This is a genomic window from Pseudomonas putida (genome assembly GCF_026625125.1).
GTDB lineage: Bacteria > Pseudomonadota > Gammaproteobacteria > Pseudomonadales > Pseudomonadaceae > Aquipseudomonas > Aquipseudomonas putida_X.
Genome location: NZ_CP113097.1, coordinates 530,583 through 554,885 on the forward strand (window position 1 = coordinate 530,583; position 24,303 = coordinate 554,885).

Below are 24,303 nucleotides of genomic sequence, written 5' to 3' on the forward strand. Positions count from 1 at the left end.
GGGTGGACTCTTAAAGGGCGGAAGCGGTGGCGAGGTCCTGGCGCTCGAGTGCGAGCGGTGTGGGGCCGGTCAATTTTACCCGTTCATGGGCCGCCAGCGACAGGGTGGCGCCCAGCACGTTGGGGCGGATTGGCAGTTCGCCAGCATCCAGGTCAAGCAGGCAGACCAGGGTCACGCTGGCCGGGCGGCCGTAATCGAACAGTTCGTTGAGCGCGGCGCGGATGGTGCGGCCGCTCATCAGCACGTCGTCGATCAGCACCAGGTGCTGGCCTTCGACCTCGAACGGCAGCTCGGACGGGCGCACTTGTGGGTGCAGGCCGTTCTGGCTGAAGTCGTCGCGGTAGAAGGACACGTCCAGGGTGCCCAGTGGGCTGGTATCGGCCAGCTCCTGCTGCAGGGCCTGGGCTACCCAGACGCCGCCGGTGCGGATACCGATGTAGCGCGGCTCGGTGATGCTGCGGCGGGCGAGATGGGCGCGAAGGTCGACAGCCATCTGCCGGATCAGGTCGGCGGGATTGGGTAGGCTCATTGCGTGTCTCCAGGAGGGCGCCGGGTTGGCCCGACGGCAAAGCGGAAAATTAGGTGTTGGCCTCCAGCCAGCCTTGCAGCAGCAGGGCCGCGGCGATGGCATCGACCGGGTTGTCACGGTAGCTGCCGCGCTGGCCGCCGCGGGCCATGCGCTCACCCTTGGCCTCGAAGGTGGTGAGGCGTTCATCGTGGGTGTGCACTGGCAGGTTGAAGCGGCCGTTGAGGCGTCGGGCGAACTTTTCGGCGCGGGCGCTCATTTCACTTGGCGTGCCGTCCATGTTCAATGGCAGGCCGACGACGATGGCATCGGGCTTCCACTCATTGATCAGTTTTTCCACCTGGGCCCAGTCCGGTACGCCGTTTTGCGCCTTGAGCGTGCACAGCTCACGTGCCTGGCCGGTCACTACCTGGCCGACGGCCACGCCAATCTGTTTGCTGCCGTAGTCGAAGCCCAGCAGCAGGCGCAGCTCGGCCATCAGGCGTGCCCCGCCTGGCTGGTCAGCAAGCTGAGGTTGATGCCCAGGCTGGCGGCTGCGGCAGCCAGGCGCTGTTCACTGCCCAGGCCAAAGATGATGTCCGGGTCGAACGGGCAGTTGAGCCAGGCGTTGTCGGCGAGCTCCGCCTCCAGTTGCCCCGCTTCCCAGCCGGCATAGCCCAGGGTGATCAGGCTCTTTTCCGGCCCAACACCTTCGGCGATGGCGAACAGCACATCCTGCGAGGTGGACAGCGACAGTCCCTGCAGCTCGACAGTGGCCTGGTAGCTGCATTCGCTGCTGTGCAGTACGAAACCGCGGTCGGTCTGCACCGGGCCACCTTGGTAGATCGGCACCTGCAGGGTGCTGGCCGGCGGTTCCTCGTCCGGGCGCAACTGCTCGAGAATGTCCGCCAGGTTCAGCTCCTGAGGTCGATTGACCACCAGGCCCATGGCGCCATTGGCGTTGTGCTCGACGATGTACGTGAGGGTCTGGGCGAAGTTCGGATCGGCCATGTGCGGCATGGCGATCAGGAACTGATGCTTGAGGTAGCTCGGGGCGAGGGTTTTCATGAGGGATAGTGTGGCGCCAGGTGGCGAGGCTGACAAGGCATTCGAGCTACGAGCTGCGAGCTACCAGCTACAAGAAAAAGCAGGGTGCTCACCGATCGGCCTTTTCTTGCAGCTTGCAGCTTGCAGCTTGCCGCTCAATTGCTGGAAAGCCTGTCGCCTCGGGCGAACCGCCAGGTGCGGATGATTTCCAGCCTGTCGTATTCCGCCAGGTCTCCGGTAAAGGGCGCAAATGGCGCTGCCAGCCGCACGATGCGCTGCGCGGCCTGGTCCAGCACTGGCTGGCCGGACGACTCCAATACCAGCACTTCATACAACGACCCATCGCGGTTGATCGACACCATCATCCGCAGGTTGCCGTAGATCTGCTGGCGGCGTGCTTCGTCGGGGTAATTGAGGTTGCCCACCCGCTCGACCTTCTTGCGCCACTCCTCCTTGTACCAGGCACCCTTGTCGCGCATGGTCGAGGCAGCGTTCAGGCGGTGGATGCGCGGGCGCTTGGCGTACATCTGCTGCTCGTTGGACAGCTCCGCCTCAAGGCTGGCGATCTGGCTCGACAACTGCGAACTGTCAAAATCCGGCGTAGCTGCCGGTTTGGGCTGCGGCTTGCTTTCCTTCGGCTTGGGCTCGACCTTCTGCGCCTTGGGCGCTTGGGTGGCCACCGCGGACTTTTGCGGTGCAGGCGGCGGTTTCACCTCAGGCTTAGCCGCCGGCGGCGGGGTGACCTTGTTGATCTTGCTGTCCTGGAACGGCGCGATCTCGGTGGTGGTGGGCACCGCCTTCTTCTCCAGGGTGCCGCTGCCTTGCTGGTTGGCCTGGGCCTGGAAATCGGCCTTCTCGGGTGGCTTCTCGCTTTTGAAGGTGGCCAGGGTGATGTCCATGGTCTGGCGGATTTCAGCCGGCTTGACCACGGTAAAGCCCACGCCGAGGATCAGCGCCAGGTGCACCAAGGCAGCCAGGAACAGGGTAAAACCAAGCCGGTCCACCGGGCGAACGCGCGGTGGAAGCAGGTCGGAGGGGATGTCGGCGGGCAGCGTCATCAGGTATCCACAGTCAGCTTCAAGCTACAAGCCGCAAGCTGCAAGTAACAGCAGACTGGTGCAGGCCAACGTCTTATTGCGGCTTGCAGCTTGAAGCTTGCGGCTGCGCATCATACCCCACTCTGCGCTTTTGCTCCGCGTCGGCGGTCAGCGCGCCTTCAACTGGCGATCAATGGCATCCATCAGCTTGCCACCGATGTCGGTGTTGTAGGCCGCGTCGATCTCGCGGATGCAGGTCGGGCTGGTGACGTTGATCTCGGTGAGGTAGTCGCCGATCACGTCAAGGCCGACGAACAGCAGGCCTTTGGCACGCAGGGTCGGGCCGACCTGGGCGGCAATCCAGCGGTCACGCTCGCTCAGCGGGCGTGCTTCGCCACGCCCGCCAGCGGCCAGGTTACCGCGCGTCTCACCGCTGGCCGGGATGCGCGCCAGGCAGTAGTCGACCGGTTCGCCGTCGATCATCAGGATCCGCTTGTCGCCGTCCTTGATGGCCGGCAGGTAGGCCTGGGCCATGATTTGCTGGGCGCCGAGCGCGGTCAGGGTTTCGAGAATGACCGACAGGTTGGGGTCACCCGCCCGGTGGCGGAAGATCGAGGTGCCACCCATGCCGTCCAGGGGCTTGAGAATCACATCGCCATGCTGGGCGGCGAAGGCCCGAATGATGTCCGGGCGGCGGCTGACCAGGGTCGGCGGCGTGCACTGCGGGAACAGGGTGGCGAACAGTTTTTCGTTACAGTCGCGCAGGCTCTGCGGGCGGTTGACCACCAGCACGCCTTCGGCTTCGGCCTGCTCCAGCAGGTAGGTGCTGTAGACGAACTCCATGTCGAACGGCGGGTCCTTGCGCATCAGGATCACGTCCAGTTCGGCCAGCGGGCTGTCCTGCTCGTCGTCCAGCTCGAACCAGCGCTCAGGGTCGGCGAACACGGTGAGTGGGCGCATCCGCGCGCGGGCCTTGCCATCGGCCTGGTACAGGTCGCGCTGTTCCATGTAGAACAGGCTCCAGCCACGGGCCTGGGCGGCCAGCAGCATGGCCAGCGAGCTGTCCTTCTTGTAGGAGATGGACGCGATTGGGTCCATGACAATGCCGAGGCGAACGCTCATGGGGGTGGTTCCTCTTGGCGGCCGGTAGCCGCAACGAATCGAAAGAAAAGTGGCTCAGGGTGGCGCCGCCAACGCCGCGGGTCAAGGGGTGTGGTGGATGGAATGGCCACCCGGAGTGTGCTAAAAATGAGCTGCAAGCCTTAAGCTACAAGCCTCAAGAAAAACCTGGCCTTGTGCCGGTGCAGCTTTTCTTGCCGCTTGACGCTTGCACCTTGCAGCTCAATTTCTTCTGGTAGGCATCTATGGAACAACCCCTGAAGGTGATGGTGATCGACGATTCACGCACGATCCGCCGCACCGCGCAGATGTTGCTCGGTGAAGCAGGCTGCGAGGTGATCACCGCCAGCGACGGTTTCGATGCCCTGGCCAAGATCATCGACCACCAGCCGCAGATCATCTTCGTCGACGTGCTCATGCCGCGCCTGGATGGCTACCAGACCTGCGCCGTGATCAAGCACAACAGCGCCTTCAAGGACATCCCGGTGATCCTGCTGTCGTCGCGCGATGGCCTGTTCGACAAGGCGCGCGGGCGGGTGGTCGGCTCCGACCAGTTCCTGACCAAGCCATTCAGCAAGGAAGAACTGCTCGACGCGATCAGGGCCCACGTGCCCGGGTTCGCCGCGCACGAACAACACGCACCCTGACCACGCCCGAGGCGGCGTGGCCTTTATTTTCCTGATGGGGAAACAGCATGGCCCGAGTTCTGATTGTCGACGATTCGCCGACAGAGATGTACAGGTTGACCGAGTGGCTGGAAAAGCATGGCCACCAAGTGCTCAAGGCCAACAACGGCGCTGACGCTGTGGCCCTGGCCCGCCAGGAAAAGCCCGACGCGGTGCTGATGGACATCGTCATGCCTGGCATGAACGGCTTCCAGGCCACCCGGCAATTGACCAAGGACCCGGAAACCAGCGCCATTCCCGTGCTCATCGTTACCACCAAGGACCAGGAAACCGACCGTATCTGGGCGCAGCGCCAGGGCGCGCGCGGCTTCGTCACCAAGCCGGTGGAAGAACATGCCCTGATCGCCAAGCTCAACGAAGTGCTGGGCGCTTGACCACCCGCCCCCAAGGCGCGTCGCTGACCGCCTTCGAGCTGTTGCTGGACATAGACCGGCGCTGCCGCCTGCTGGTGGCCGACCAGCCGCCCCAGGACATGCGCCTGCAGCAATGGAGCGGTATCGGCTTTCGCATTGCCGGGCAGTGGTTCGTCGCGCCGATGGGCGAGGTGGCCGAAGTCACGCGGGAGCCGCGCAGCAGTCGGGTGCCGGGCGTACAGCCTTGGGTGTGCGGGGTAGCCAACCTGCGCGGCAGGTTGTTGCCGGTGATGGACCTGAGCAGCTTTTTCGGCCTTGGCCCTGCGGCACCGGGCAAGCAGCGTCGGGTGCTGGTGCTGGACCATGAAGACCTGTTCGTCGGCCTGCTGGTGGACGAAGTGCTCGGCCTGCAGCATTTTGCCCTGGATACCTTGGAGCTTTCGCCCCCCCAGCCGCTGATCCGCGCCGCTGCACGGTTCGTTCAGGGGCATTTCCCGCGTGAGCGCAACTGGGCCATCTTCAGCCCCTTCGCCCTGGCCCAGGCGCCGGGCTTTCTCGACGTGGCGCTATAGGACTTCGAACGTGAACAAGCCGGCCACCAATGTCGCCCCCAGCAGCATGACACCGCGCACGCGCAGCATCGTTCAGATCACCGTGCTGTTCGTGGTGCTGATTCTGTCGATCATTCTGCTGTTCGCCAATTTCGCCTACCTCAACACCCAGTCCAACCACGACAAGCAGTACATCGGCCATGCGGGTGAGCTGCGCGTGCTGTCGCAACGCATCGCCAAGAATGCCACAGAGGCAGCAGCGGGCAAGGCTTTGGCCTTCAAGCTGCTGTCGGATGCGCGCAACGACTTCGAGCGGCGCTGGAGCTACCTGCGAGAGGGCGACCCGTCCACCGGCCTGCCAGCCGCGCCGGTCAAGGTGAAGGATGAAATGGAGGCGGTGCTTCAGGACTGGGAAAACCTGCGCAAGAACACCGATACCATCCTTGCCAGTGAGCAGACCGTGCTCTCGCTGCACCAGGTGGCGGCGACCCTGGCCGAAACCGTGCCGCAACTGCAGGTCGAATACGAGAAGGTGGTGGAGATACTGTTGCAGAGCGGCGCCCCGGCCAGCCAGGTGGTGGTTGCCCAGCGCCAGCTGCTGCTCGCCGAGCGCATTCTGGGTTCGGTCAACACCGTGCTGGCAGGCGACGATACGGCGGCGCAGGCTGCCGATACCTTCGGCCGCGATGCCAGCCGCTTTGGTCAGGTACTCGAAGGCATGCTAGCGGGCAATCCGGCGATTCAGGTGACCCGCGTCGAAGATGCCGACGCACGGGCGCGCCTGACGGAAATCGCCGAGCTGTTCCAGTTCGTCGCCGGATCCGTCGACGAAATCCTCGAAACGTCGCCAGAGCTGTTCCGCGTGCGTGAAGCGGCCGGCAACATCTTCAGCCTCTCGCAAACGCTGCTCGACGAGGCCTCGCACCTCGCCAACGGCTTCGAAAACCTGGCCGCCGGACGCACCCTCGATACCGTCGGTGGGTATGTACTGGGCCTGCTGGCGCTGGCCTCGATCATCCTGATCGGCCTGGTGATGGTCCGCACTACCCACCGCCAGTTGCAAGAAACCGCCGAGAAGAACGAGCGCAACCAGCAGGCGATCATGCGCCTGCTCGACGAAATAGAAGAACTCGCCGACGGCGACCTGACGGTGACGGTCTCGGTGACCGAAGATTTCACCGGCGCGATCGCCGACTCGATCAACTATTCCGTTGACCAGCTGCGCGACCTGGTAGCCACCATCAACCACAGCGCCGAGCAGGTGGCAGCGGCGGTACAAGACACGCAGAACACCGCCCGCCAGTTGGCCAAGGCCTCCGAGCATCAGGCCGAGCAAATCAGTGAGGCGTCCGAGGCGGTGGGCGACATGGTCGAATCGATCGACCGGGTTTCCGCGCATGCCTACGAGTCGGCCAAGGTAGCCGAGCGTTCGGTGGCGATCGCCAACAAAGGCAACGAGGTGGTGCACAACACCATCAATGGCATGGACAACATCCGCGAGCAGATCCAGGACACCGCCAAGCGGATCAAGCGCCTGGGTGAGTCTTCCCAGGAAATCGGCGACATCGTCAGCCTGATCGACGACATTGCCGACCAGACCAACATTCTCGCGCTCAATGCCGCCATCCAGGCCTCGTTGGCGGGAGAGGCCGGTCGTGGCTTTGCCGTGGTGGCCGATGAAGTCCAGCGTCTGGCTGAGCGTTCATCCTCGGCAACGCGGCAGATCGAGGCACTGGTACGCACCATTCAGGCCGATACCAACGAGGCAGTGATCTCCATGGAGCAGACCACCGCCGAGGTCGTGCGCGGCGCACGCCTGGCGCAGGACGCCGGGGTGGCGCTGGCCGAAATCGAGGGGGTGTCGCAGACCCTGGCCGAACTTATCCACAGCATCTCCGACGCTGCCCAGTTGCAGACTTCGTCGGCCGGGCAAATTTCCCACACCATGTCGGTCATCCAGCAGATTACCGCGCAGACCTCCGCGGGCTCCGGCGCCACCGCCGACAGTATCCGCCACCTGGCGCGGATGGCCAGCGAGATGCGCCGCTCCGTGTCCGGTTTCACCCTGCCGGCACCCGCCGAGCGGCGCTGAGGAGTCATGATGGCTGCAGCAACAAGCCCCGAGCGCCACGATACCGTCGCTCTGGCCTGGACCAAGGCGTCCATCCTCGATTGCCTGGGGCAGGCGCGCCAGGCCCTTGAGCGCTTTGCCGGGGATACCGGCGATCTGTCCATCCTGGCGTTCGTGGTGGATAACCTGCACCAGGTTCACGGCTGCCTGCGCATGCTCGAACTGCGCGGTGCCACGCGCCTGGCCGAAGAGCTGGAGCTGCTGGCCAGGGCCTTTGCCGAGGGCCAGGTGAGCCCCCGCGGCGACTGCCTGGGCCCGCTGTTCCGCGGCCTTGAGCAACTGCCCTCGTACCTGGAGCGGCTGCGCGGCGCGCGCCATGACCTGCCTCTGGTCATGCTGCCGCTGCTCAACCAGTTGCGGGCTTGCCGGGGGGTCGAACCGCTGGCCCAGGGCAGCCTGATCAGCGCAGCGGCGCAGCGCTTCGCCGGCTCGGACGACCTGGCCAACCTCGACCTGTCGCTGGGCAATTGGCGGGAGCAGGTTCAGGCAGGGCCTGGGCGTGACGCGCTGCGTTCGGTGATCAGCGCGTTGTGCGACGACCTGATGCGCATCAAGGAACGTCTGGACCAGTTCGTCCGCGGGGACCGTCAGCACATCGAACAGCTGGACAGCCTGTTGGCGCCCTTGCGTCATGTGGCCGATACCCTGGCGGTGCTGGGCTTTCAGCAGCCTCGGCGGGTCATCATCGATCAGGTAATGGCCCTGCAGGCGTTGGCTCAAGGCCAACGCGCGGCGGATGACGCGGTACTCATGGATGTTGCGGGCGCCTTGTTGTATGTGGAGGCGAGCCTCAATGGCATGGTTGGCCCGCTGGAAGAGGGCGGGCAGGGCGGCTTGCCCGGTTCCGACCTGGCCGAGATTCGCCAGCTGGTGTTGAACGAATCGCTGAACGTGTTGCAGCAGGCCAAGGACCTGATCGGCGATTGCCTGGAATCCGGTTGGCCGCGCCAGCGCCTGCAACCATTGCCGGGGTTGCTGCAGCAGGTACGAGGGGCGTTGGCGATGCTGATGCTGCCGGACGCGGCGGAAGTCTTGGCTGGTTGCGCGGGTTATGTGCACGGTTGGTTGCAGCACCTGGATGTCGAGCCGCCGGCGGTTGAGCTTGACCACCTGGCCGATGCCCTCAGCGCCAGTGAGTGTTACCTGCAATGGCGGGTAGCCGACCCTCTGGCCGATGCCCAGCCTTTCCTCGCCAGGGCGCGCGCCAGCCTGGCGGCGCTCGGTGTGCAGTGCACGCTCGGCGAAGGCGCCATGGCCCAGGACGGCAGTACCGACGGGGTGGATGACGAGTTGCGCGAGGTCTTCCTGGAAGAGGCCGGCGAGCTGCTGCCGCAGATCGAGCGGCATTGGTTGCGCTGGCGCGCCGATAACAGCCTGCGGGATGCCTTGCTGGAGGTGCGCCGCGACTTGCATACGCTCAAAGGCAGTGGCCGCATGGTCCATGCTCAGGCGGTCGCCGAATTGGCCTGGGGCGGTGAGCACCTGCTCAACCGGGTACTCGAAGGGCGCACGACACTGGCCCCCGAGGGTGTGGTGGCGCTGCAGCAGGTCGTGGTTCATTTGCCCGACCTGCTGGCCGACTTTGCTGCCGGCCAGATGCCACAGGTGACCGAGATCGAGCAGTTGGCGAGCCACCTGCATGCGCTGGCGGAGAAGGATTCGCCCGCGGGTGGCGAAATCGATGGCCTCGATCCCCTGCTGCTGGACATCTTCCGCAATGAAGCCCAGGGCCATCTGGCCAGCCTGGAGGCATTTCTGCAGGGCACAGACGGTCAGGGCACCGAGGTCAGCGACACCTTGCAACGCGCCTTGCACACCTTGAAGGGCAGCGCCGCGATGGCCGGCGTATTGCCAATCGCCGAGCTCGCCACCGCGCTCGACCGGCTGGTGCGCGAGTACCGGGGGCACCACCTGCCTTTGCAAGCGGCAGAACGCCAATGGCTTGAAGAGGCACGCGGCTTGTTCCAGCTGGGCCTGGCGCAATTGACCAGCACTCCGCTGGCACCCATTTGCGGCGCGGCGCAACTGATCGAACAGGTCGGTGAAGCTGTGGACATGCGCTTGGCCAGCTTGCATGAAGAGCCGTCGCATGGACGCCGGGGCAAGCGTGACCCGCAGTTGATCGCCAGCTTCCTCGCCCAGTCGATGGACATCCTGCTGGATGCCGAGGCCCTGTTGTCGCGCTGGCAGGAGCAGCCCGGCCAACGCCAGTCGCTGGACAGCTTGCTCGACGGGCTGACCACCCTCTGCCACGGTGCACACCTGGCCGACCTGTGGCAGATGGACGATGTCTGTGAAGCGCTGCTGGACCTGTACGGCGCGGTGGAAGAGGGCAGCCTGGCCGCCGATGGGCGCTTTTTTGTCTTGGCACGGCAGGCGCACGAGGCGCTGCTCGACATGCTCGACGAAGTCGCTGCCGGCCAGGAGCCGACCGCCCGCCCAGCCTGCGTCGAGGGCTTGCGGAGCTTGCTGGACGACGCCCTGGCGCCCGAGGCCACTGGCCTGGTGGCACCAGGCTCGGTCACACGCCTCGATGGCCCTCCGGCGCCGGCTGATGAGGCGGAAAACCCGGGCGACAAGGAGCTGCTTGAAGTCTTCCTCGAAGAAAGCTCCGACATTGTTGAAAGCGCCGCCGCCGCGCTTGCGCGTTGGCAGGCCGACCCGCGCAACAGCGCCGAGGTGGACAACCTGCTGCGTGATTTGCACACGCTCAAGGGCGGGGCGCGCATGGTGGAAATCGCCGCTATCGGTGACCTGGCCCACGAACTGGAATTCCTGTACGAACTGCTGGCTGCCGGCCGCTTGCCACCGGGTGCACCGTTGTTCGCCCTGTTGCAGAACTGCCATGACCGCCTGGCGCACATGCTCGACGCGGTGCGCCTGGGGCAGCCGCTGCATGCGGCGACTGCGTTGATCGACTACATCCGCAACTTCAGCAGCGCCGCCCTGACCGACAGCGTTGCCGGGCAGGCCCCGGCCGGGGCAGCACCTGCCGACGCACCTGCCGCTTCACCCGAGCGGCCCCCCGGTGACCTGGTCAAGGTGGATGCCGAACTGCTCGATGACCTGGGCAATCTGGCAGGTGAGCACTCGGTGATTCGTGGGCGTATCGAGCAACAGGTCAATGACGCCCAATTCGCCTTGAGCGAGATGGAAACCACGCTGGAGCGCATGCGCGACCAGTTGCTGCGCCTGGACATGGAAACCCAAGGTCGGATCAGCAGCCGTCAGCCGTTCGAAGGTGACGCCTACGAGGATTTCGACCCACTGGAAATGGACCGCCATTCCCAACTGCAACAATTATCACGGGCATTGTTCGAATCGGCCTCTGACCTGCTTGACCTGAAAGAGACGCTGGCCCAGCGCGCGCAGGAGGCGCAGGCCCTGTTGCAGCAGCAGGCGAGGGTGAACAGCCAGTTGCAGGAAGGCCTCACCGCCACGTTGATGGTGCCGTTCGAACGCCTGGTGCCGCGCTTGCAACGGGTGGTACGCCAAGTGGCCAGCGAGTTGGGCAAGCAGGTGGAACTGGTGGTCGGCAACGCCGAAGGCGAGCTTGATCGCAGTGTTCTGGAACGTATGGTCGCGCCCTTGGAGCACATGCTGCGCAATGCTGTGGATCATGGCCTCGAGACCCGGGAAGCGCGCCTGGCTGCCGGTAAACCTGAGCAGGGCACCATCCATCTCAATTTGCTCCATGAGGGGGCCGATATTGTCATCGAGATGACCGACGACGGTGCCGGCGTGCCGCTGGAGGCGGTGCGGCGCAAGGCGATCAAGCGTGGCCTGCTGGACCCCCAGGCCCACCTGAGTGACCACGAAATCCTGCAGTTCATCTTGCGCCCGGGGTTTTCCACCGCAGAGAAGATCACCCAGATCTCCGGGCGTGGCCTGGGCATGGACGTGGTGCACGAAGAGGTCAAGCAACTGGGCGGCTCGATGAGTATCGAGTCGGCGCAGGGCAAGGGCGCACGCTTTCTGATTCGCCTGCCGTTCACGGTGTCGATCAACCGTGCCGTGATGGTTCACCTGGGTGAGGAGCAGTACGCCATCCCGCTCAATACCATCGAAGGCATCGTGCGCGTGCCGCCGGCCGAGCTGGCTATCTGTTACCAGCGGGATGTGCCGCGCTACGCCTATGCTGGCCATGAATACGATTTGCGTTACCTGGGCGAGCTGCTGCAAGGCCTGCCGCGGCCGAGCCTTCTGGGCCAGAGCGTGCCATTGCCGGTGTTGCTGGTGCACTCCCAGCAACAGTCGTTCGCGATCCAGGTCGACAGCCTGTCGCCGAGCCGCGAGATCGTGGTGAAGAGCTTGGGCCCGCAGTTCGCTGCCGTGCCAGGGTTGTCCGGCGCGACCTTGCTCGGTGATGGTAGGGTGGTGCTGATTCTTGATCTGCTTGGCCAGTTGCGCGGCCAGCAGCGCCGCCTGGCGCGGCTGCCGGGTGGTAGCGGGGTGCAGCGCACGCTGTTCGGCCCGGCGCCGCGGCGGGCATTGCTGGTGATGGTGGTGGACGATTCGGTGACCGTGCGCAAGGTGACCAGCCGCCTGCTGGAGCGCCATGGCATGAGCGTGCTGACGGCCAAGGACGGTGTGGATGCCATGGCACTGCTGGAAGAGCACCGCCCGGATGTGTTGCTGCTGGACATCGAAATGCCGCGCATGGATGGCTTTGAAGTGGCCACCCGCATTCGTCGCGATGAGCGCCTCAAGGACCTGCCGATCATCATGATCACCTCACGCACCGGGCAGAAGCACCGCGACCGGGCCATGGCCATCGGTGTCAACGACTACCTGGGCAAGCCGTATCAGGAGTCGGTGCTGCTGCAGAGTATCGCCCATTGGAGCCAAACCCATGCTTGAGTTGATCGCAGGCCAGCGCAGCAGCCTGACGGGCCTGTTGTTGCCGTTGGGCGACCGAACCCTGGTGTTGCCCAATGTGGCTGTGGCCGAGCTTATCGGCCAGCGCAACCTGGTGTGCCAGCGTGCCCAACCGTCCTGGCACCTGGGGTGGATCGACTGGCGCCAGCAGCACCTGCCGCTGATCGGCTTCGAGGCAGCGTGCGGTGGTGAAACCCCGTGTGGCGAGCGGGCGCGTATCGTGGTGCTGAACGCTTTGGGCGACACCGGCCTGCGATATCTGGCGGTGTTGCTGCAGGACATCCCACGCTCGTGCAAGCTCGACAGCCAGCTGAATTATGTGGATGTGGCGTTGGCCAGCCTGGAGTTGGCGGCGGTGCAGGTGGGCGAGCAGGTGGCACGGGTGCCTGACCTGGTTGGGCTGGAAAGGCTCGTGCGTGACGCGCATCTGTCATGACGGCAGCTTCAAGCTGCAAGCTGCAAGCTTCAAGCTGATCGCGTTGAGTGGGAGAGTATCGCTCTTGCTCTTGCTCTTGCTCTTGCTCTTGCTCTTGCTCTTGCTCTTGCTCTTGCTCTTGCTCTTGCTCTTGCTCTTGCTCTTGCTCTTGCTCTTGCTCTTGCTCTTGCTCTTGCTCTTGCTCTTGCTTGTAGCTTGTAGCTTGTAGCTTGTAGCTTGCCGCTCGACGCAACTTGCAGACGTTTGGGAGGTCTGTTTTTGCATGTATTACGGTGAACGCTTCAACGCTTGGACCCATTTGGTCGGTGCCTTCCTGGCTTGTATTGGGGCTATTTGGCTGATCGTCAGTGCAGGGCTGCAGGGCGATCCCTGGAAGATCGTCAGCTTCTCGATCTACGGCGGCACACTGCTGCTGCTCTACAGCATCTCCACCCTCTACCACAGCACCCGCGGGCGGGCCAAGGTGATCATGCGCAAGCTCGATCACCTGTCCATCTACCTGCTCATCGCCGGCAGCTACACACCGTTCTGCCTGGTGAGCCTGCGCGGGCCCTGGGGCTGGAGCCTGTTCGGGGTGGTCTGGGGGCTGGCGGTGATCGGCATGCTGCAGGAAATCAAGCCACGCTCAGAGGCTCGGGTCCTGTCCATCATCATCTATGCAGTGATGGGCTGGATCGTGCTGGTGGCGGTCAACCCGCTGCTGCAAAGCCTGGGCACCGCCGGCTTTGCCTGGCTGGCGGCGGGCGGTGTGTTTTATACCGTGGGCATCATCTTCTTCGCCTTCGACAGCCGATTCCGACACTGGCATGGCATCTGGCACCTGTTCGTGATCGCTGGCAGCCTGATGCACTTCGTGGCAGTGTCCTTCTACGTGCGTTAGAAGTCGCCCCACAGCTGTTGCGCCACCGACAGGGCCACCACCGGTGCTGTTTCGGTGCGCAGCACCCGGGGGCCGAGGCGGGCAGCGTGGAAGCCCGCGCCCTTTGCCTGGTCGACTTCCGCTTCGCTCAAACCACCCTCGGGGCCGATCAGAAACGCCAGGCGTGCCGGTTTGTCATGACTGGTCAACGGCTCAGCGACAGGGTGCAAGACCAGTTTCAGGTCAGCATCGCTGCCCTTGATCCAGTCTGCCAAGGTCACGGGCGCATGGATGATCGGCAAGGTCGAGCGGCCGCATTGTTCGCAGGCGCTGATCGCGACCTGGCGCCAGTGGGCGAGGCGCTTGTCGGCGCGCTCGTCTTTGAGGCGCACTTCACAGCGTTCGCTGATGATCGGGGTGATTTCATTGGCGCCCAGTTCAGTGGCCTTCTGGATCGCCCAGTCCATGCGCTCGCCGCGGGAAAGCCCCTGGCCCAGGTGAATGTGCAAGGGCGACTCGGCCTGGCCGGCGACGGCCTGGTCGAGGCTCACGCGCACGCTCTTCTTGCCCACTTCGAGCAATTGGCCCAGGTATTCCTGGCCGCTGCCATCGAACAATTGCACGGCGTCGCCGGGGGCCATACGCAGTACGCGGCCGATATAGTGGGCCTGGGCTTCGGGCAGGTCATGCTCGCCGAGGCTCAGGGGGGCGTCGATGAAGAAACGGGACAGTCTCATGGTTTTGCTCAGGAAGAAGGTTGGACATCGACCTTGCAGGCGCGGCACAAGGCCCCACCTGCATGGCAGTGCGATTGCTGGTCGGTTAGCCCGGATCGCGGAAATCGGGGTGGAAGTTCGCTGGCACCGCCACGCTGACGCTTTCTCGCGTGGCGATATCGATGCCTTCACTGGCCACCTCGGCAAGGAAGTCGATCTGCTCGGGCGTGATCACGTACGGCGGCAGGAAGTACACCACGCTGCCCAGTGGGCGCAGCAGGGCGCCGCGGGACAGGGCATGCTCGAACACTTTCAGGCCACGGCGCTCCTGCCACGGGTAGGCGACCTTGCCCGCCTTCTCCTGGACCATTTCGATCGCCAGGGCCATGCCGGTCTGGCGGATTTCGGCAACATGGGCATGATCGGCCAGGTGCGCAGTGGCACTGGCCATGCGTGAGGCCAACGCCTTGTTGGCCTCGATGACGTTGTCCTGTTCGAAAATGTCCAGGGTCGCCAGGGCCGCGGCGCAGGCCAGCGGGTTGCCGGTGTAGCTGTGCGAATGCAGGAATGCGCGCAGGGTCGGGTAGTCGTCGTAGAACGCCTGGTACACCGTGTCGGTGGTCAGGCACGCGGCCAGCGGCAGGTAGCCACCGGTCAGCGCCTTGGACAGGCACAGGAAATCCGGGCGGATGCCAGCCTGCTCACAAGCGAACATCGTGCCGGTGCGCCCAAAGCCCACGGCAATCTCGTCGTGGATCAAGTGCACGCCATAGCGGTCGCACGCCTCGCGCAGCAGCTTGAGATAGACCGGGTGGTACATGCGCATGCCGCCTGCACCCTGGATCAACGGCTCGATGATGACCGCCGAGATCGTTTCGTGGTGTTCGGCCAGCGTCTGTTCCATGGCGCTGAACATGTTGCGCGAGTGCTCTTCCCATCCCATGCCCTCGGGGCGCAGGTAGCAATCCGGGCTGGGTACCTTGATGGTGTCGAGCAGCAGCGCTTTGTAGGTTTCGGTGAACAGCGGCACATCGCCCACCGACATCGCAGCGATGGTCTCGCCGTGGTAGCTGTTGGTCAGGGTGACGAAGCGCTTTTTCGCCGGTTTGCCGATGTTCTGCCAGTAATGGAAGCTCATTTTCAGCGCCACTTCGATGCACGACGAGCCATTGTCGGCATAGAACACCCGGTCCAGGCCGGCAGGCGTCATCGCCACCAGACGCTCGGACAGCTCGATCACCGGCTGGTGGCTGAAACCTGCCAGGATCACATGCTCGAGTTGATCGACCTGGTCCTTGATGCGCTGATTGATGCGCGGGTTGGCGTGGCCAAACACATTCACCCACCAACTGCTGACCGCATCCAGGTAGCGTTTGCCTTCGAAGTCCTCGAGCCACACGCCTTCCCCGCGCTTGATCGGGATCAGCGGCAACTGCTCGTGGTCTTTCATCTGGGTGCAGGGGTGCCACAAGACCTTCAGGTCACGCTGCATCCATTGATCGTTGAGGCCCATTGGCACTTCTCCTGGCGTTACGGCATGTTTGACCGCGTAAGCCTAAGCAATGCCAGGAGGCAGGACAACCGCTGCGGGTCAATGGCGACTGGTGTGGGTCCATTCGAACTTGCGGATATGCACGGTGCCGGCTCTGGAGGTGGAGATGGTCAGGCAGCGAAAGGGCCCGGGGAGGTGCTGATAGCAAGGTTGAGTGGAGAAATGCCCAGGCATGAACTCGGTATAGCCGCTGCCTGAAAGCGTCAGCCAGTAGAAGTTGTGCGGGGGCGGGGCAAACACGCCCCAATCCAAGCTCTCTGTATCCAGGAGCATCGTTACATCTTCGAAGTGCTGGTCGCTGACGACGTAGCATTCCAGGCGAAGGCTCTCGACCTCCTGGCTGAAGCTGATTTCCACCTCACACTGCTCGCCTATCACCAGTTCGGTGCCGTCCTCACCTTTGCACGCTTCGTGAACACCGGCCCAGGAAGTGCCATTGCTGCGGATACGCAAGCCCGATGGCGTCTGTAAGGTTTGTTTGTGCCACAGGAGCTGCCTTTTGACCTGGGCAAAGTGCTCCTCGTAGATCATGCGCAGTTCCTTTTGTCGGTTTTCCGGCTACCCAGACCAGCGTTGCGTAACGGCAGCAGGCCTGTCTACTGACAAAAATGCCAGTTGCCAAAGGCACTTGATGGCGCTGTGGTGGCAGGGTCGCCATACCTGACGTATTCTTAACGCATCATCTCGGGGCATTTGCCTCTTCCCATTTCTGTAACGTCAACTCGGAGTTCGCCATCATGGCTGCTGCTTGGGTGCGCCTGTGCGCGTTGGTATTGATCGGTGTGTCCAGCGGCGCCGCGCTGGCCAAGGACAAGACACCTTCGGCAATCGTGGTGGGTGGCGGCCTGGCAGGCCTGACTGCGGCCTACGAGCTGCAGGACAAGGGTTGGCAGGTGACCTTGCTGGAAGCCAAGGCCGGCATGGGCGGCCGCTCTGGCCTGGCCACCAGTGAGTGGGTCGGCAACAGCAAGGCTCAGCCGGTGCTCAACCAGTACCTTGAGCGTTTCAAGCTCGAGACACTGCCCGCGCCCGAGTTCGTCCGTACTCCGGGGTATCTGATCGACGGGGAGTACTTCAGCGCCAGCGACCTGACTACCCGCCAGCCAGCTACCGCCGAAGCGCTCAAGCGCTACGAGAAGACCCTCGATGACCTGGCCCGTTCGATCGATGACCCGCTCAAACCGCAGGCCACCAGTACGCTGTTCGCCCTCGACCAGATGAACGTTTCCACCTGGCTCGACAAGCTGCAGTTGCCCAGCACTGCACGGCAGCTGATCAACCAGCAGATCCGTACCCGCTATGACGAACCATCGCGTCTCTCACTGCTGTACTTCGCCCAGCAGAGCCGTGTCTACCGCGGCGTCAGCGACCGTGACCTGCGTGCCGCACGCTTGCCTGGCGGCAGCCCGGTGCTGGCCCAGGCTTTCGTCAAGCAGCTGAAAACCATCAAGACCAGCTCGCCGGTCACCTCCATCGTTCAGGACAGCGGCGGGGTCACCGTCAAGGTCGGCAGCGCCAGCTATCAGGCCGATTATGTGGTCATGGCGGTGCCGCTGCGTGCCCTGGCCAAGATCCAGATCACTCCAGCTCTGGACACCCAGCACATCGCGGCGCTGAGGGGCACCAACTATGGTTGGCGCGATCAGTTGCTGCTCAAATTCAAGCAGCCAGTCTGGGAAAGCCGCGCTCGCATGTCTGGCGAAATCTTCAGCAACGCAGGCCTTGGCATGCTGTGGATCGAGCCAGCACTCAAAGGCGGCGCCAACGTGGTGATCAACCTGTCGGGTGACAACGCCCGTCTGCTGCAGGCGTTCGGCGACAAACAGATGGTCGACCAGGTATTGATCCGGCTGCATGCCTTCTATCCAAAGGCCCGTGGTGCGTTCACCGGTTATGAGGTCAAGCGCTACAGCGCCGATGCCGGCACCGGCGGTGCTTACCTGGCCTATGGCCCAGGGCAGATCAGCAAGTACTGGCGCCTGTGGGAGCGCCCGGTGCAACGCATTGCGTTTGCCGGTGAGCATACCGACGCGCTGTACCCAGGCACCCTTGAAGGTGCCCTGCGCAGTGGCCAGCGTGCCGCCAGCCAAGTGCAGGACCTGCTGGCCGGCAAGTCGTTCGACCCCGCCAAGGCTGCCCCTGTGGCGGCGACAGGGGCGGCAAGGAAGGACAACGGTGGGTTCTTCTCCAACCTGTTCGGTGGTTCATCCGACAAGGCGGACGACGCCGAGAAGGCACCCGCCAAAGCAGAACCGGTGAAGGCCGAGGAGGCGAAGGTGGACAAGCCTGGTTTCTTCTCGCGGTTGTTCGGCAGCGCCGACAAGCCTGAAGCCAAGGCTTCTCCAGCTACAGCTCCAGCTCCAGAACCGGCCCAGGCCAAGGCCGGCTGAGGGGTGATCGCCTGGCCCTGTCACCGCCAAGCGGATGTCAGGGCCAGGGCTGACAACTTGACATTACCCACTATCGTTAATGTTTCCTTAATAGCCGACTCGGACAATTACCATCGGATTTATCGATAATCCAAAGCAATTTTTTGTGCTTTTATTCGATACGTTACGCGTTAGTCTGTGCACAGCTTCCACGGGGAAACACGGCATCATGCAACTGCGCAATTCACCTTCTCGCTACGGCGTTGTCAGCATCCTCTTGCACTGGGGGGTTGCGCTGGCGGTCTTTGGCCTGTTCGGTCTTGGTCTGTGGATGGTCGGTCTCGATTATTACAGCCCTTGGCGCAAGGCTGGCCCGGACTTGCACAAGAGCATCGGCCTGGTGCTCATGGCCGTCATGCTCGTGCGTGTGCTGTGGCGCTTCATCAGCCCACCGCCGCCGGCGCCTGCCAGCCACGGTGCATTCACCCGGCTGGCTGCCAAGTTGGGGCATTTGGCGCTGTACGTGGGCCTGTTCGCGGTGATGATCGCCGGCTACCTGATCTCGACCGCCGATGGTGTCGGTATTCCAGTGTTTGGCTTGTTTGAAGTACCTGCCCTTGTCAGTGACCTGCCTGACCAGGCAGACCTGGCTGGCGTGGTTCATCTGTGGCTGGCGTGGGGCCTGGTGATTTTCGCCGCGCTGCATGCCGTGGCTGCCCTGAAGCACCATTACATTGACCGTGACGCGACCCTGGTTCGCATGCTGGGCCGCAAAGCTTGACTCTCAACCTCAATTGCAAGGAACTTAAAGGATGTTGAAAAAGACTTTTGCCGCTTTGGCGCTCGGTACCGCTCTGCTCAGTGCTGGTCAGGCCATGGCCGCCGAGTACAAGATCGACAAGGAAGGCCAGCACGCGTTCGTCGACTGGAAAATCAGCCACCTGGGCTACAGCTTCATTCACGGTACCTTCAAGGACTTCGACGGTAACTTCACGTGGGATAGCGACAAGCCTGAAGCCAGCAAGATCAGCGTCGACCTGCAAACCGCCAGCCTGTGGTCGAATCACGCCGAGCGTGACAAGCATATCGCCAGCGCTGACTTCCTGGATGTGAAGAAGTATCCAGAAGCCAAATTCGTTTCCACCGCCGTCAAGTCCACCGGCGAAAAAACCGCAGACGTGACCGGTGACCTGACACTGCACGGTGTGACCAAGCCGGTGACCTTCAAGGCCACCTTCAACGGTGAAGGCAAGGACCCGTGGGGCGGTGAGCGTGCTGGCTTCAACGCCACCACCACGCTGAACCTGAACGACTTCGGCATCAAGGGCCCAGGCCCAACCTCGCAGACCCTCGACCTGGACATCAGCGTCGAAGGCGTGAAGCAGAAGTGATCATTGCCTGAGCAATGAAAAACGCCGCCCCATGGGGCGTAATGCTGTTCACTTAAGCGGAGCAGCCTTGCGCTCCACCGGATACCGGGTTTTGAAAAATCTTCACCGTCCCAGGCCTTCCGGGCCTTGGGCGGTGATCCAGAAACATCCCCGCAACACCTCCCCGTAACTCAGCCCACCTCCTGCCCGTGGCCGATGCTGGATTGGCCGCAGCCATGGCAATCAACTGCACGGCGATGTACTGGAGGGCAGGTTTGAAGCGTAGGTCCGACGGTGTTCGACCAAAGGCGATTGCGGCCTGGCTGGCCTCCCGGCGGATGATGTTGTAAGCCAGCAGTGAACAGCATTACACCGAAAGGTGGGCCTTTTTGGTTTGGCTTTTACTGAGCGGCACCACCCTTTCTTCTCTGTCACACCACCCCATGCATGAAGAACTCGACCGGTACATTGAAAAACTCAGCAAAGCCCTTTATCTGCGCGACCGTCATCTTTCGCTTGTTGTTCAGAATCTCGGATACTGCGCTCTGGGTCGCTATCGCCGACAGGTCCTTCTGCTTCACGCCCCTGTCCGCTAGCAGAAAGGCCAACGCTTCGGCCTGGCTCGCGAACGGCACCAATACAGAGTCACTTTCATACGCGTAGACGCGGTCCGCTACCATCTCCGCAAAACGTGCCGCAGCGTGGCCTTCGCTGTCCGCATGGGAGTAGAGCTCGTCGATCAATGCCATGCGTGCCTCAAGCTCGGCATCGTCCTTGATGGGGTCATGGCAGGCGGCCAGAAGCTGGGCCATGGTTGCCATCTGAGTGTTCAGGCCATCGAGCATGGGTGAAATATTAGCGATGAAGGCATCTAGTCCATTGGCTTCGACTTTATCCCGCTTCATGTTGTCACCTGTCGAATTGAAATAGGGCGCGGCCCAGGTTGCTACCTGATATCGCTCCTGCACCATTTGTCGTACTCGGCGTGCGACAGAATGGCCTTGATGTAGAGAGTGCCCGTTCGCGCATTGAGCCAAGCGATCAGGCGGCATTCGTTTTTCTTGATATCGAACACGTAGATATCAAGCGGCCCTTTGCGGCTGGGGGGCCTGAGTCTTGAGTAGGGGATGCGATCAACATTCCAGCCAGACACAGTGGTCCACGTCTGCCTCAACTGTTCAAAAGATTCAAACCGCAACGTCGCCCTGTCAAAGGTCGTCAGCCACAGGCTAAGGGGCGCTTTCCACTGCCCGTGGGCTTCAATCGCCTTGGTAACCGCCGCTTTCGTTATGACCCGCATTGTGTTGTCCCGGCGCACCAACATTGGGTGGAAAATATCTCGGATCCATATATCTGTCAACCAGATATCCGGGTCGCGATGCACGGTGACCTGGCGATCGCCAATGGATTGATGCCCGTATTGGGGTGTAGTAGTGCTTGTCGAACAGGTTGTTGGTGTTGAGGCTGACGCTGCGATAGCCCCATGAAACACTCCGTGGCCCCCGCACCTCCCACTGCTCGCTTGGCAGGCGCCGCCGCCGGATGGTGGCTTGCGCCGAGAGCTTGAGCGCAATGGCAACCCATTCACAGGATATTCTGGGTGAAAGTGCTGAGGTCGGAGAAGTTGAAGAGATCGCCGAGGTCGAGCGACTGCTGCTCAATGGGCATAAAAAATCCGATACCAGGGGGCTGGTATCGGATTCTCTAGAAACCCCGGCTTGGACCCAAATGCTCAAGTGAACAGCATTAGCTCCATGGCGCGGCGTTGTTATTTGCCAGCAGCGTTAGCCGCCTTTGCGGGTCAACAACGCAGGCCGCTCACCACGTGGGCGGCTTGGCAGGTCGTCCAGTTGCTCAGGCGTTGGGAAACGGTCGAGCTTGGATTCTTTACGGATGATCACAGGCTGGTTCTGCGGCTCTCGCGAGCTACGTACGGCAGGTTCCTGACGGGATGCGTCGTCACGGCCGCTCGAACGGTTGCGGCCACCACCTTTGCTGTCGCGGCGCGCCTCACCACCCTTGTTATTGCGCGGCGGGCGTTTCTCACCACTGGCGCTGCGCGGCTGGCTGCCGTTACGCCCTTGGCCACCACCACTGTTGCTGCGCCCAGGGTTGGCCTGGGCCTGACCCGCTCCGGTACCAGCACCAGGGCGACGGTTGCGGCCCTGATTCTTGGCATTCTGGTACGGGCTGACGTAGTCGGCACGGTTGCCGAAATTGTCGATTTCGTCATCCAGGAATTCATCCGGAGCACGGTCGGCCGGTACTTTCGGCACACTGCTCTGGCTGGCCTGCTGTTGGCGCGGCTTCTTGTCGCGCGGCTTGCGCGGCTGTTGCTTGTCGGCGGACTTCTCCTTGTCGGCAGGCTTGTCGGCAGCCGGCTGCTTGGCCTTGCCTTTATCCTTGCCCTTGTCCTTGCGACCGCTGCTGCCGTCTTTGCCACCGTCACCACGGGCCTGCTGGTTACGGCCGCCGCGACCGTTATTCTGCGGCCGTTCACGCACCTCAGGTTTCTCGGCTTCTACCTGGCTTGAGTCAAAGCCCATCAGGTCGCCATCAGCGATTTTCTGCCGGGTAACGCGCTCAATGCTCTTGAGCAGCTTTTCTTCATCCGGCGCGACCAGGGAGATAGCCTCGCCCGAGCGGCCGGCACGGCCGGTGCGGCCGATACGGTGAACGTAGTCTTCCTCGACATTGGGCAGCTCGAAGTTGACCACATGTGGCAGCTGGTCGATGTCCAGGCCACGGGCGGCAATGTCGGTGGCGACCAGTACGCGTACGGTGTTGGCCTTGAAGTCGGCCAGGGCCTTGGTCCGAGCGTTCTGGCTCTTGTTGCCGTGGATGGCGGCGGCGCTCAGGCCGTGCTTTTCCAGGTACTCGGCCAGGCGGTTGGCACCGTGCTTGGTACGGGTGAACACCAGCACCTGCTCCCAGGCGCCGAGCGTGATCAGGTGGGCCAGCAGCGCGCGCTTGTGGCTGGCGGGCAGGCGGTAGACCCGCTGTTCGATACGCTCGACGGTCGTGTTCGGCGGGGTGACCTCGATGCGCTCCGGGTTGTGCAGGAGCTTGTCGGCCAGGTCAGTGATGTCTTTGGAGAACGTCGCCGAGAACAGCAGGTTCTGCCGCTTGCTCGGCAGGCGGGCAAGGACCTTCTTGACGTCGTGGATGAAGCCCATGTCGAGCATGCGGTCGGCTTCGTCGAGGACCAGGATTTCCACGTGGGCCAGGTCGACGCGGCCTTGGCCTGCCAGGTCCAGTAGGCGGCCCGGGCAGGCCACCAGCACATCGACACCCTTGGCGATGGCCTGGATCTGAGGGTTCATGCCAACGCCGCCGAAAATGCAGGCACTGACCAGTGGCAGGTCGCGAGCGTAAACCTTGAAGCTGTCGTGAACCTGAGCCGCCAGTTCGCGGGTCGGGGTCAGGACCAGCACGCGCGGTTGGCGCGGGCCATGGCGCTGTGATTTGTCCGGGTGACCTGCCGGGAACAGGCGCTCAAGGATCGGTAGGGCGAAACCGCCGGTTTTACCTGTACCTGTCTGTGCGGCGACCATCAGGTCGCGGCCTTGCAACACGGCGGGAATCGCCCGCTGTTGCACCGGAGTCGGCTGGGTATAGCCCGCAGCCTCGATAGCGCGGACGAGTGCCTCGGAGAGACCGAGGGAAGCAAAGGACATGGGCAATCCTGTTCTGTGGGGGCTGGGCCCGTAGGGATATTCTGCCTGGCGCGACGGGCATCGGTGGGATGCGATCGCGTCCGGTCCAGCTGGGCTTTCACTGCGCATCCGGAAAACGGCGTGAGGACGCAAGGTGCGTCGGTACCGATCGGGATGCCTGTTGCGAGGCCGAGCGTCCGGGCGTGAGCCGGGCGGGAAGGCCCGAGTATAACAGAGCTATCGCTGTGTGCTGCTTTCCTGCTGCTCAACGGTGTGAGGAAGGTGGCCGGTGCTGCCGATATAGCGTTCGATTATCGCTAGGTAGGCGGGCTCCTCCTTGAAGCGCCGCAGCTCTTCGGAAAACGCCAGTGCCAAGGCATCGCGGCCAGGCTTGCGCGCCAGCCCCAGGTATTGCGCTTGACGGCTGATGACCAGTGGCAGTTCCTCTACCTGCTGCTCGAGGCCGAGATGGCGGCGCAGGTAGCGCCCGACCAGGCGATCGGTGATCAGCAGATCGATGCGCCCGAGCACCAGCTTGCCAAAATTGGCTTCGTGGCTTGGCGCCGCTTCACGGCGAAAGCCTGATGCGTCGTTGAACTGCGCGCCATAGGCATAGCCCGGTGAGGTGCCGACCGTCAGGTCAGTGAGGTCGCTCATTTGGTTGACGGTATGGCGACGGTGGCTGGATTGATACAGCACGAATTCGACATCCGACATGGGCTCCAGCGGGTAGACCATGTAGGCCTGGCGCGAGTCCACTTTGAAGATGTCCATGACCCCATCGGCCTGGCCATGTTCGATCATGCTCAGGCATCGCTTCCAGGGCATGAACTCCCACTCCAGCTCGATACCCAGGCGCCGGAACACTTCAGTGGTCACTTCGTAATCTATGCCTTGGGGCTGGCCGTTGTGCTGGTACACATAAGGTGCCCAGTCGTCGGTAACCAGGCGCAGGCGTTCGGCCTGCGCCATGGGGCTCAGGCAGGCGAGCAGCAGGATGCAGTAGAAACGGACGATGAACGGCATAACGCGAGATTA

Annotated in this window: 23 protein-coding genes and 2 pseudogenes; 10 read left to right on the forward strand and 15 right to left on the reverse strand. The window is 63.0% G+C overall.

The window, feature by feature from the left end; all coding sequences use genetic code 11:
• Positions 1–10: 10 nt before the first annotated feature.
• The 5 genes from pyrR to gshB form a co-directional block, all read right to left on the reverse strand.
• Positions 11–529, reverse strand: a complete 519-nt coding sequence (gene pyrR / locus OSW16_RS02460; RefSeq protein ID WP_241804075.1) for a bifunctional pyr operon transcriptional regulator/uracil phosphoribosyltransferase PyrR — start codon at positions 527–529, stop codon at positions 11–13.
• Between the two features lie 49 nt (positions 530–578).
• The gene (gene ruvX / locus OSW16_RS02465) at positions 579–1,004 is read right to left on the reverse strand and encodes a Holliday junction resolvase RuvX (RefSeq protein WP_012312410.1); all 426 of its coding nucleotides are present in this window, start codon (positions 1,002–1,004) and stop codon (positions 579–581) included.
• Positions 1,004–1,573, reverse strand: a complete 570-nt coding sequence (locus tag OSW16_RS02470; RefSeq protein ID WP_241804074.1) for a YqgE/AlgH family protein — start codon at positions 1,571–1,573, stop codon at positions 1,004–1,006. The genes ruvX and OSW16_RS02470 overlap by 1 nt, the downstream gene beginning before the upstream one ends.
• A 134-nt stretch (positions 1,574–1,707) precedes the next feature.
• A complete protein-coding gene (locus OSW16_RS02475; protein ID WP_267820496.1) occupies positions 1,708–2,610 on the reverse strand; it encodes an energy transducer TonB in 903 nt (300 codons plus the stop codon).
• Positions 2,611–2,757: 147 nt separating this feature from the next.
• Complete coding sequence (gene gshB / locus OSW16_RS02480) at positions 2,758–3,711, reverse strand: glutathione synthase (protein WP_267820498.1); 954 nt, start codon at positions 3,709–3,711, stop codon at positions 2,758–2,760.
• Between the two features lie 242 nt (positions 3,712–3,953).
• On the opposite strand from gshB, the gene OSW16_RS02485 reads away from it, so the two are divergent.
• From OSW16_RS02485 to OSW16_RS02510, 6 genes are read left to right on the forward strand one after another with little or no spacing between them, the layout of a single operon-like run.
• Positions 3,954–4,355, forward strand: coding sequence for a response regulator (locus OSW16_RS02485; protein ID WP_241804071.1), 402 nt, complete (start codon positions 3,954–3,956; stop codon positions 4,353–4,355).
• 47 nt (positions 4,356–4,402) lie between these two features.
• Positions 4,403–4,768 carry a twitching motility response regulator PilH gene (pilH, locus tag OSW16_RS02490; protein WP_241804070.1) on the forward strand — a complete coding sequence of 122 codons (366 nt, stop codon included), beginning with the start codon at positions 4,403–4,405 and terminating at the stop codon, positions 4,766–4,768.
• The gene (locus OSW16_RS02495; protein WP_241804069.1) at positions 4,765–5,319 is read left to right on the forward strand and encodes a chemotaxis protein CheW; all 555 of its coding nucleotides are present in this window, start codon (positions 4,765–4,767) and stop codon (positions 5,317–5,319) included. The genes pilH and OSW16_RS02495 overlap by 4 nt, the downstream gene beginning before the upstream one ends.
• 46 nt (positions 5,320–5,365) lie before the next feature.
• A complete protein-coding gene (locus OSW16_RS02500; protein ID WP_241804126.1) occupies positions 5,366–7,390 on the forward strand; it encodes a methyl-accepting chemotaxis protein in 2,025 nt (674 codons plus the stop codon).
• Between the two features lie 9 nt (positions 7,391–7,399).
• Complete coding sequence (locus tag OSW16_RS02505) at positions 7,400–12,289, forward strand: Hpt domain-containing protein (protein ID WP_267820501.1); 4,890 nt, start codon at positions 7,400–7,402, stop codon at positions 12,287–12,289.
• Positions 12,282–12,743, forward strand: coding sequence for a chemotaxis protein CheW (locus OSW16_RS02510; RefSeq protein WP_267820504.1), 462 nt, complete (start codon positions 12,282–12,284; stop codon positions 12,741–12,743). Before OSW16_RS02505 ends, OSW16_RS02510 begins: the two co-directional genes overlap by 8 nt.
• Here OSW16_RS02510 and OSW16_RS02515 read toward each other — a convergent pair.
• Entirely contained in the window at positions 12,738–13,007 is a 270-nt protein-coding gene (locus tag OSW16_RS02515; protein ID WP_267820506.1) for a hypothetical protein, read from the reverse strand. The two genes, OSW16_RS02510 and OSW16_RS02515, sit on opposite strands and share 6 nt — an antisense overlap.
• Here OSW16_RS02515 and trhA point away from each other — a divergent pair.
• The gene (trhA, locus tag OSW16_RS02520; protein ID WP_267820508.1) at positions 13,006–13,623 is read left to right on the forward strand and encodes a PAQR family membrane homeostasis protein TrhA; all 618 of its coding nucleotides are present in this window, start codon (positions 13,006–13,008) and stop codon (positions 13,621–13,623) included. The genes OSW16_RS02515 and trhA overlap by 2 nt on opposite strands.
• Here the strand turns inward: trhA and OSW16_RS02525 are convergent.
• From OSW16_RS02525 to OSW16_RS02535, 3 genes are all read right to left on the reverse strand, one after another.
• Entirely contained in the window at positions 13,620–14,339 is a 720-nt protein-coding gene (locus OSW16_RS02525; RefSeq protein ID WP_267820510.1) for a 16S rRNA (uracil(1498)-N(3))-methyltransferase, read from the reverse strand. The genes trhA and OSW16_RS02525 overlap by 4 nt on opposite strands.
• Positions 14,340–14,424: 85 nt before the next feature.
• The gene (locus OSW16_RS02530; RefSeq protein ID WP_267820512.1) at positions 14,425–15,831 is read right to left on the reverse strand and encodes an adenosylmethionine--8-amino-7-oxononanoate transaminase; all 1,407 of its coding nucleotides are present in this window, start codon (positions 15,829–15,831) and stop codon (positions 14,425–14,427) included.
• Positions 15,832–15,909: 78 nt separating this feature from the next.
• A complete protein-coding gene (locus OSW16_RS02535) occupies positions 15,910–16,401 on the reverse strand; it encodes a hypothetical protein (protein ID WP_267820514.1) in 492 nt (163 codons plus the stop codon).
• Positions 16,402–16,607: 206 nt separating this feature from the next.
• Here OSW16_RS02535 and OSW16_RS02540 point away from each other — a divergent pair, with 206 nt between their 5' ends.
• From OSW16_RS02540 to OSW16_RS02550, 3 genes are all read left to right on the forward strand, one after another.
• Positions 16,608–18,260 (forward strand): flavin monoamine oxidase family protein, encoded by a 1,653-nt coding sequence (locus tag OSW16_RS02540; protein ID WP_267820516.1) that lies wholly within the window; start codon positions 16,608–16,610, stop codon positions 18,258–18,260.
• Positions 18,261–18,468: 208 nt separating this feature from the next.
• Positions 18,469–19,020: a cytochrome b gene (locus tag OSW16_RS02545; protein ID WP_267820518.1), complete on the forward strand. Its 552-nt coding sequence runs from the start codon at positions 18,469–18,471 to the stop codon at positions 19,018–19,020.
• Between the two features lie 31 nt (positions 19,021–19,051).
• The gene (locus OSW16_RS02550) at positions 19,052–19,630 is read left to right on the forward strand and encodes a YceI family protein (RefSeq protein WP_267820520.1); all 579 of its coding nucleotides are present in this window, start codon (positions 19,052–19,054) and stop codon (positions 19,628–19,630) included.
• A 48-nt stretch (positions 19,631–19,678) separates the two neighbouring features.
• Here OSW16_RS02550 and OSW16_RS02555 read toward each other — a convergent pair.
• The 6 genes and pseudogenes from OSW16_RS02555 to OSW16_RS02580 all read right to left on the reverse strand — a co-directional run.
• A pseudogene (locus tag OSW16_RS02555) lies at positions 19,679–19,967 on the reverse strand (IS4 family transposase); the annotation flags it as partial.
• 73 nt (positions 19,968–20,040) lie between these two features.
• Entirely contained in the window at positions 20,041–20,514 is a 474-nt protein-coding gene (locus tag OSW16_RS02560; protein WP_267820522.1) for a helix-turn-helix domain-containing protein, read from the reverse strand.
• Between the two features lie 41 nt (positions 20,515–20,555).
• Complete coding sequence (locus OSW16_RS02565) at positions 20,556–20,909, reverse strand: type II toxin-antitoxin system HigB family toxin (protein ID WP_267820524.1); 354 nt, start codon at positions 20,907–20,909, stop codon at positions 20,556–20,558.
• 199 nt (positions 20,910–21,108) lie between these two features.
• Positions 21,109–21,271, reverse strand: a pseudogene (locus OSW16_RS02570) (IS4 family transposase); the annotation flags it as partial.
• Between the two features lie 122 nt (positions 21,272–21,393).
• On the reverse strand, positions 21,394–23,286 hold the full coding sequence (locus OSW16_RS02575; RefSeq protein ID WP_267820526.1) for a DEAD/DEAH box helicase: 1,893 nt from the start codon (positions 23,284–23,286) through the stop codon (positions 21,394–21,396).
• A gap of 216 nt (positions 23,287–23,502) precedes the next feature.
• The gene (locus tag OSW16_RS02580; protein WP_267820528.1) at positions 23,503–24,291 is read right to left on the reverse strand and encodes a substrate-binding periplasmic protein; all 789 of its coding nucleotides are present in this window, start codon (positions 24,289–24,291) and stop codon (positions 23,503–23,505) included.
• Positions 24,292–24,303 lie beyond the last annotated feature (12 nt).

What these genes read in the sequence shown, in the direction of transcription:
- pyrR (WP_241804075.1), bottom strand. Translation starts at nt 529, where the DNA reads ATGAGCCTACCCAATCCCGCCGACCTGATCCGGCAGATGGCTGTCGAC.
- ruvX (WP_012312410.1), bottom strand. Translation starts at nt 1,004, where the DNA reads ATGGCCGAGCTGCGCCTGCTGCTGGGCTTCGACTACGGCAGCAAACAG.
- OSW16_RS02470 (WP_241804074.1), bottom strand. Translation starts at nt 1,573, where the DNA reads ATGAAAACCCTCGCCCCGAGCTACCTCAAGCATCAGTTCCTGATCGCC.
- OSW16_RS02475 (WP_267820496.1), bottom strand. Translation starts at nt 2,610, where the DNA reads ATGACGCTGCCCGCCGACATCCCCTCCGACCTGCTTCCACCGCGCGTT.
- gshB (WP_267820498.1), bottom strand. Translation starts at nt 3,711, where the DNA reads ATGAGCGTTCGCCTCGGCATTGTCATGGACCCAATCGCGTCCATCTCC.
- OSW16_RS02485 (WP_241804071.1), top strand. Translation starts at nt 3,954, where the DNA reads ATGGAACAACCCCTGAAGGTGATGGTGATCGACGATTCACGCACGATC.
- pilH (WP_241804070.1), top strand. Translation starts at nt 4,403, where the DNA reads ATGGCCCGAGTTCTGATTGTCGACGATTCGCCGACAGAGATGTACAGG.
- OSW16_RS02500 (WP_241804126.1), top strand. Translation starts at nt 5,366, where the DNA reads ATGACACCGCGCACGCGCAGCATCGTTCAGATCACCGTGCTGTTCGTG.
- OSW16_RS02505 (WP_267820501.1), top strand. Translation starts at nt 7,400, where the DNA reads ATGGCTGCAGCAACAAGCCCCGAGCGCCACGATACCGTCGCTCTGGCC.
- OSW16_RS02510 (WP_267820504.1), top strand. Translation starts at nt 12,282, where the DNA reads ATGCTTGAGTTGATCGCAGGCCAGCGCAGCAGCCTGACGGGCCTGTTG.
- trhA (WP_267820508.1), top strand. Translation starts at nt 13,006, where the DNA reads ATGTATTACGGTGAACGCTTCAACGCTTGGACCCATTTGGTCGGTGCC.
- OSW16_RS02515 (WP_267820506.1), bottom strand. Translation starts at nt 13,007, where the DNA reads ATGCAAAAACAGACCTCCCAAACGTCTGCAAGTTGCGTCGAGCGGCAA.
- OSW16_RS02525 (WP_267820510.1), bottom strand. Translation starts at nt 14,339, where the DNA reads ATGAGACTGTCCCGTTTCTTCATCGACGCCCCCCTGAGCCTCGGCGAG.
- OSW16_RS02530 (WP_267820512.1), bottom strand. Translation starts at nt 15,831, where the DNA reads ATGGGCCTCAACGATCAATGGATGCAGCGTGACCTGAAGGTCTTGTGG.
- OSW16_RS02535 (WP_267820514.1), bottom strand. Translation starts at nt 16,401, where the DNA reads ATGATCTACGAGGAGCACTTTGCCCAGGTCAAAAGGCAGCTCCTGTGG.
- OSW16_RS02540 (WP_267820516.1), top strand. Translation starts at nt 16,608, where the DNA reads ATGGCTGCTGCTTGGGTGCGCCTGTGCGCGTTGGTATTGATCGGTGTG.
- OSW16_RS02545 (WP_267820518.1), top strand. Translation starts at nt 18,469, where the DNA reads ATGCAACTGCGCAATTCACCTTCTCGCTACGGCGTTGTCAGCATCCTC.
- OSW16_RS02550 (WP_267820520.1), top strand. Translation starts at nt 19,052, where the DNA reads ATGTTGAAAAAGACTTTTGCCGCTTTGGCGCTCGGTACCGCTCTGCTC.
- OSW16_RS02560 (WP_267820522.1), bottom strand. Translation starts at nt 20,514, where the DNA reads ATGAAGCGGGATAAAGTCGAAGCCAATGGACTAGATGCCTTCATCGCT.
- OSW16_RS02565 (WP_267820524.1), bottom strand. Translation starts at nt 20,909, where the DNA reads ATGCGGGTCATAACGAAAGCGGCGGTTACCAAGGCGATTGAAGCCCAC.
- OSW16_RS02575 (WP_267820526.1), bottom strand. Translation starts at nt 23,286, where the DNA reads ATGTCCTTTGCTTCCCTCGGTCTCTCCGAGGCACTCGTCCGCGCTATC.
- OSW16_RS02580 (WP_267820528.1), bottom strand. Translation starts at nt 24,291, where the DNA reads ATGCCGTTCATCGTCCGTTTCTACTGCATCCTGCTGCTCGCCTGCCTG.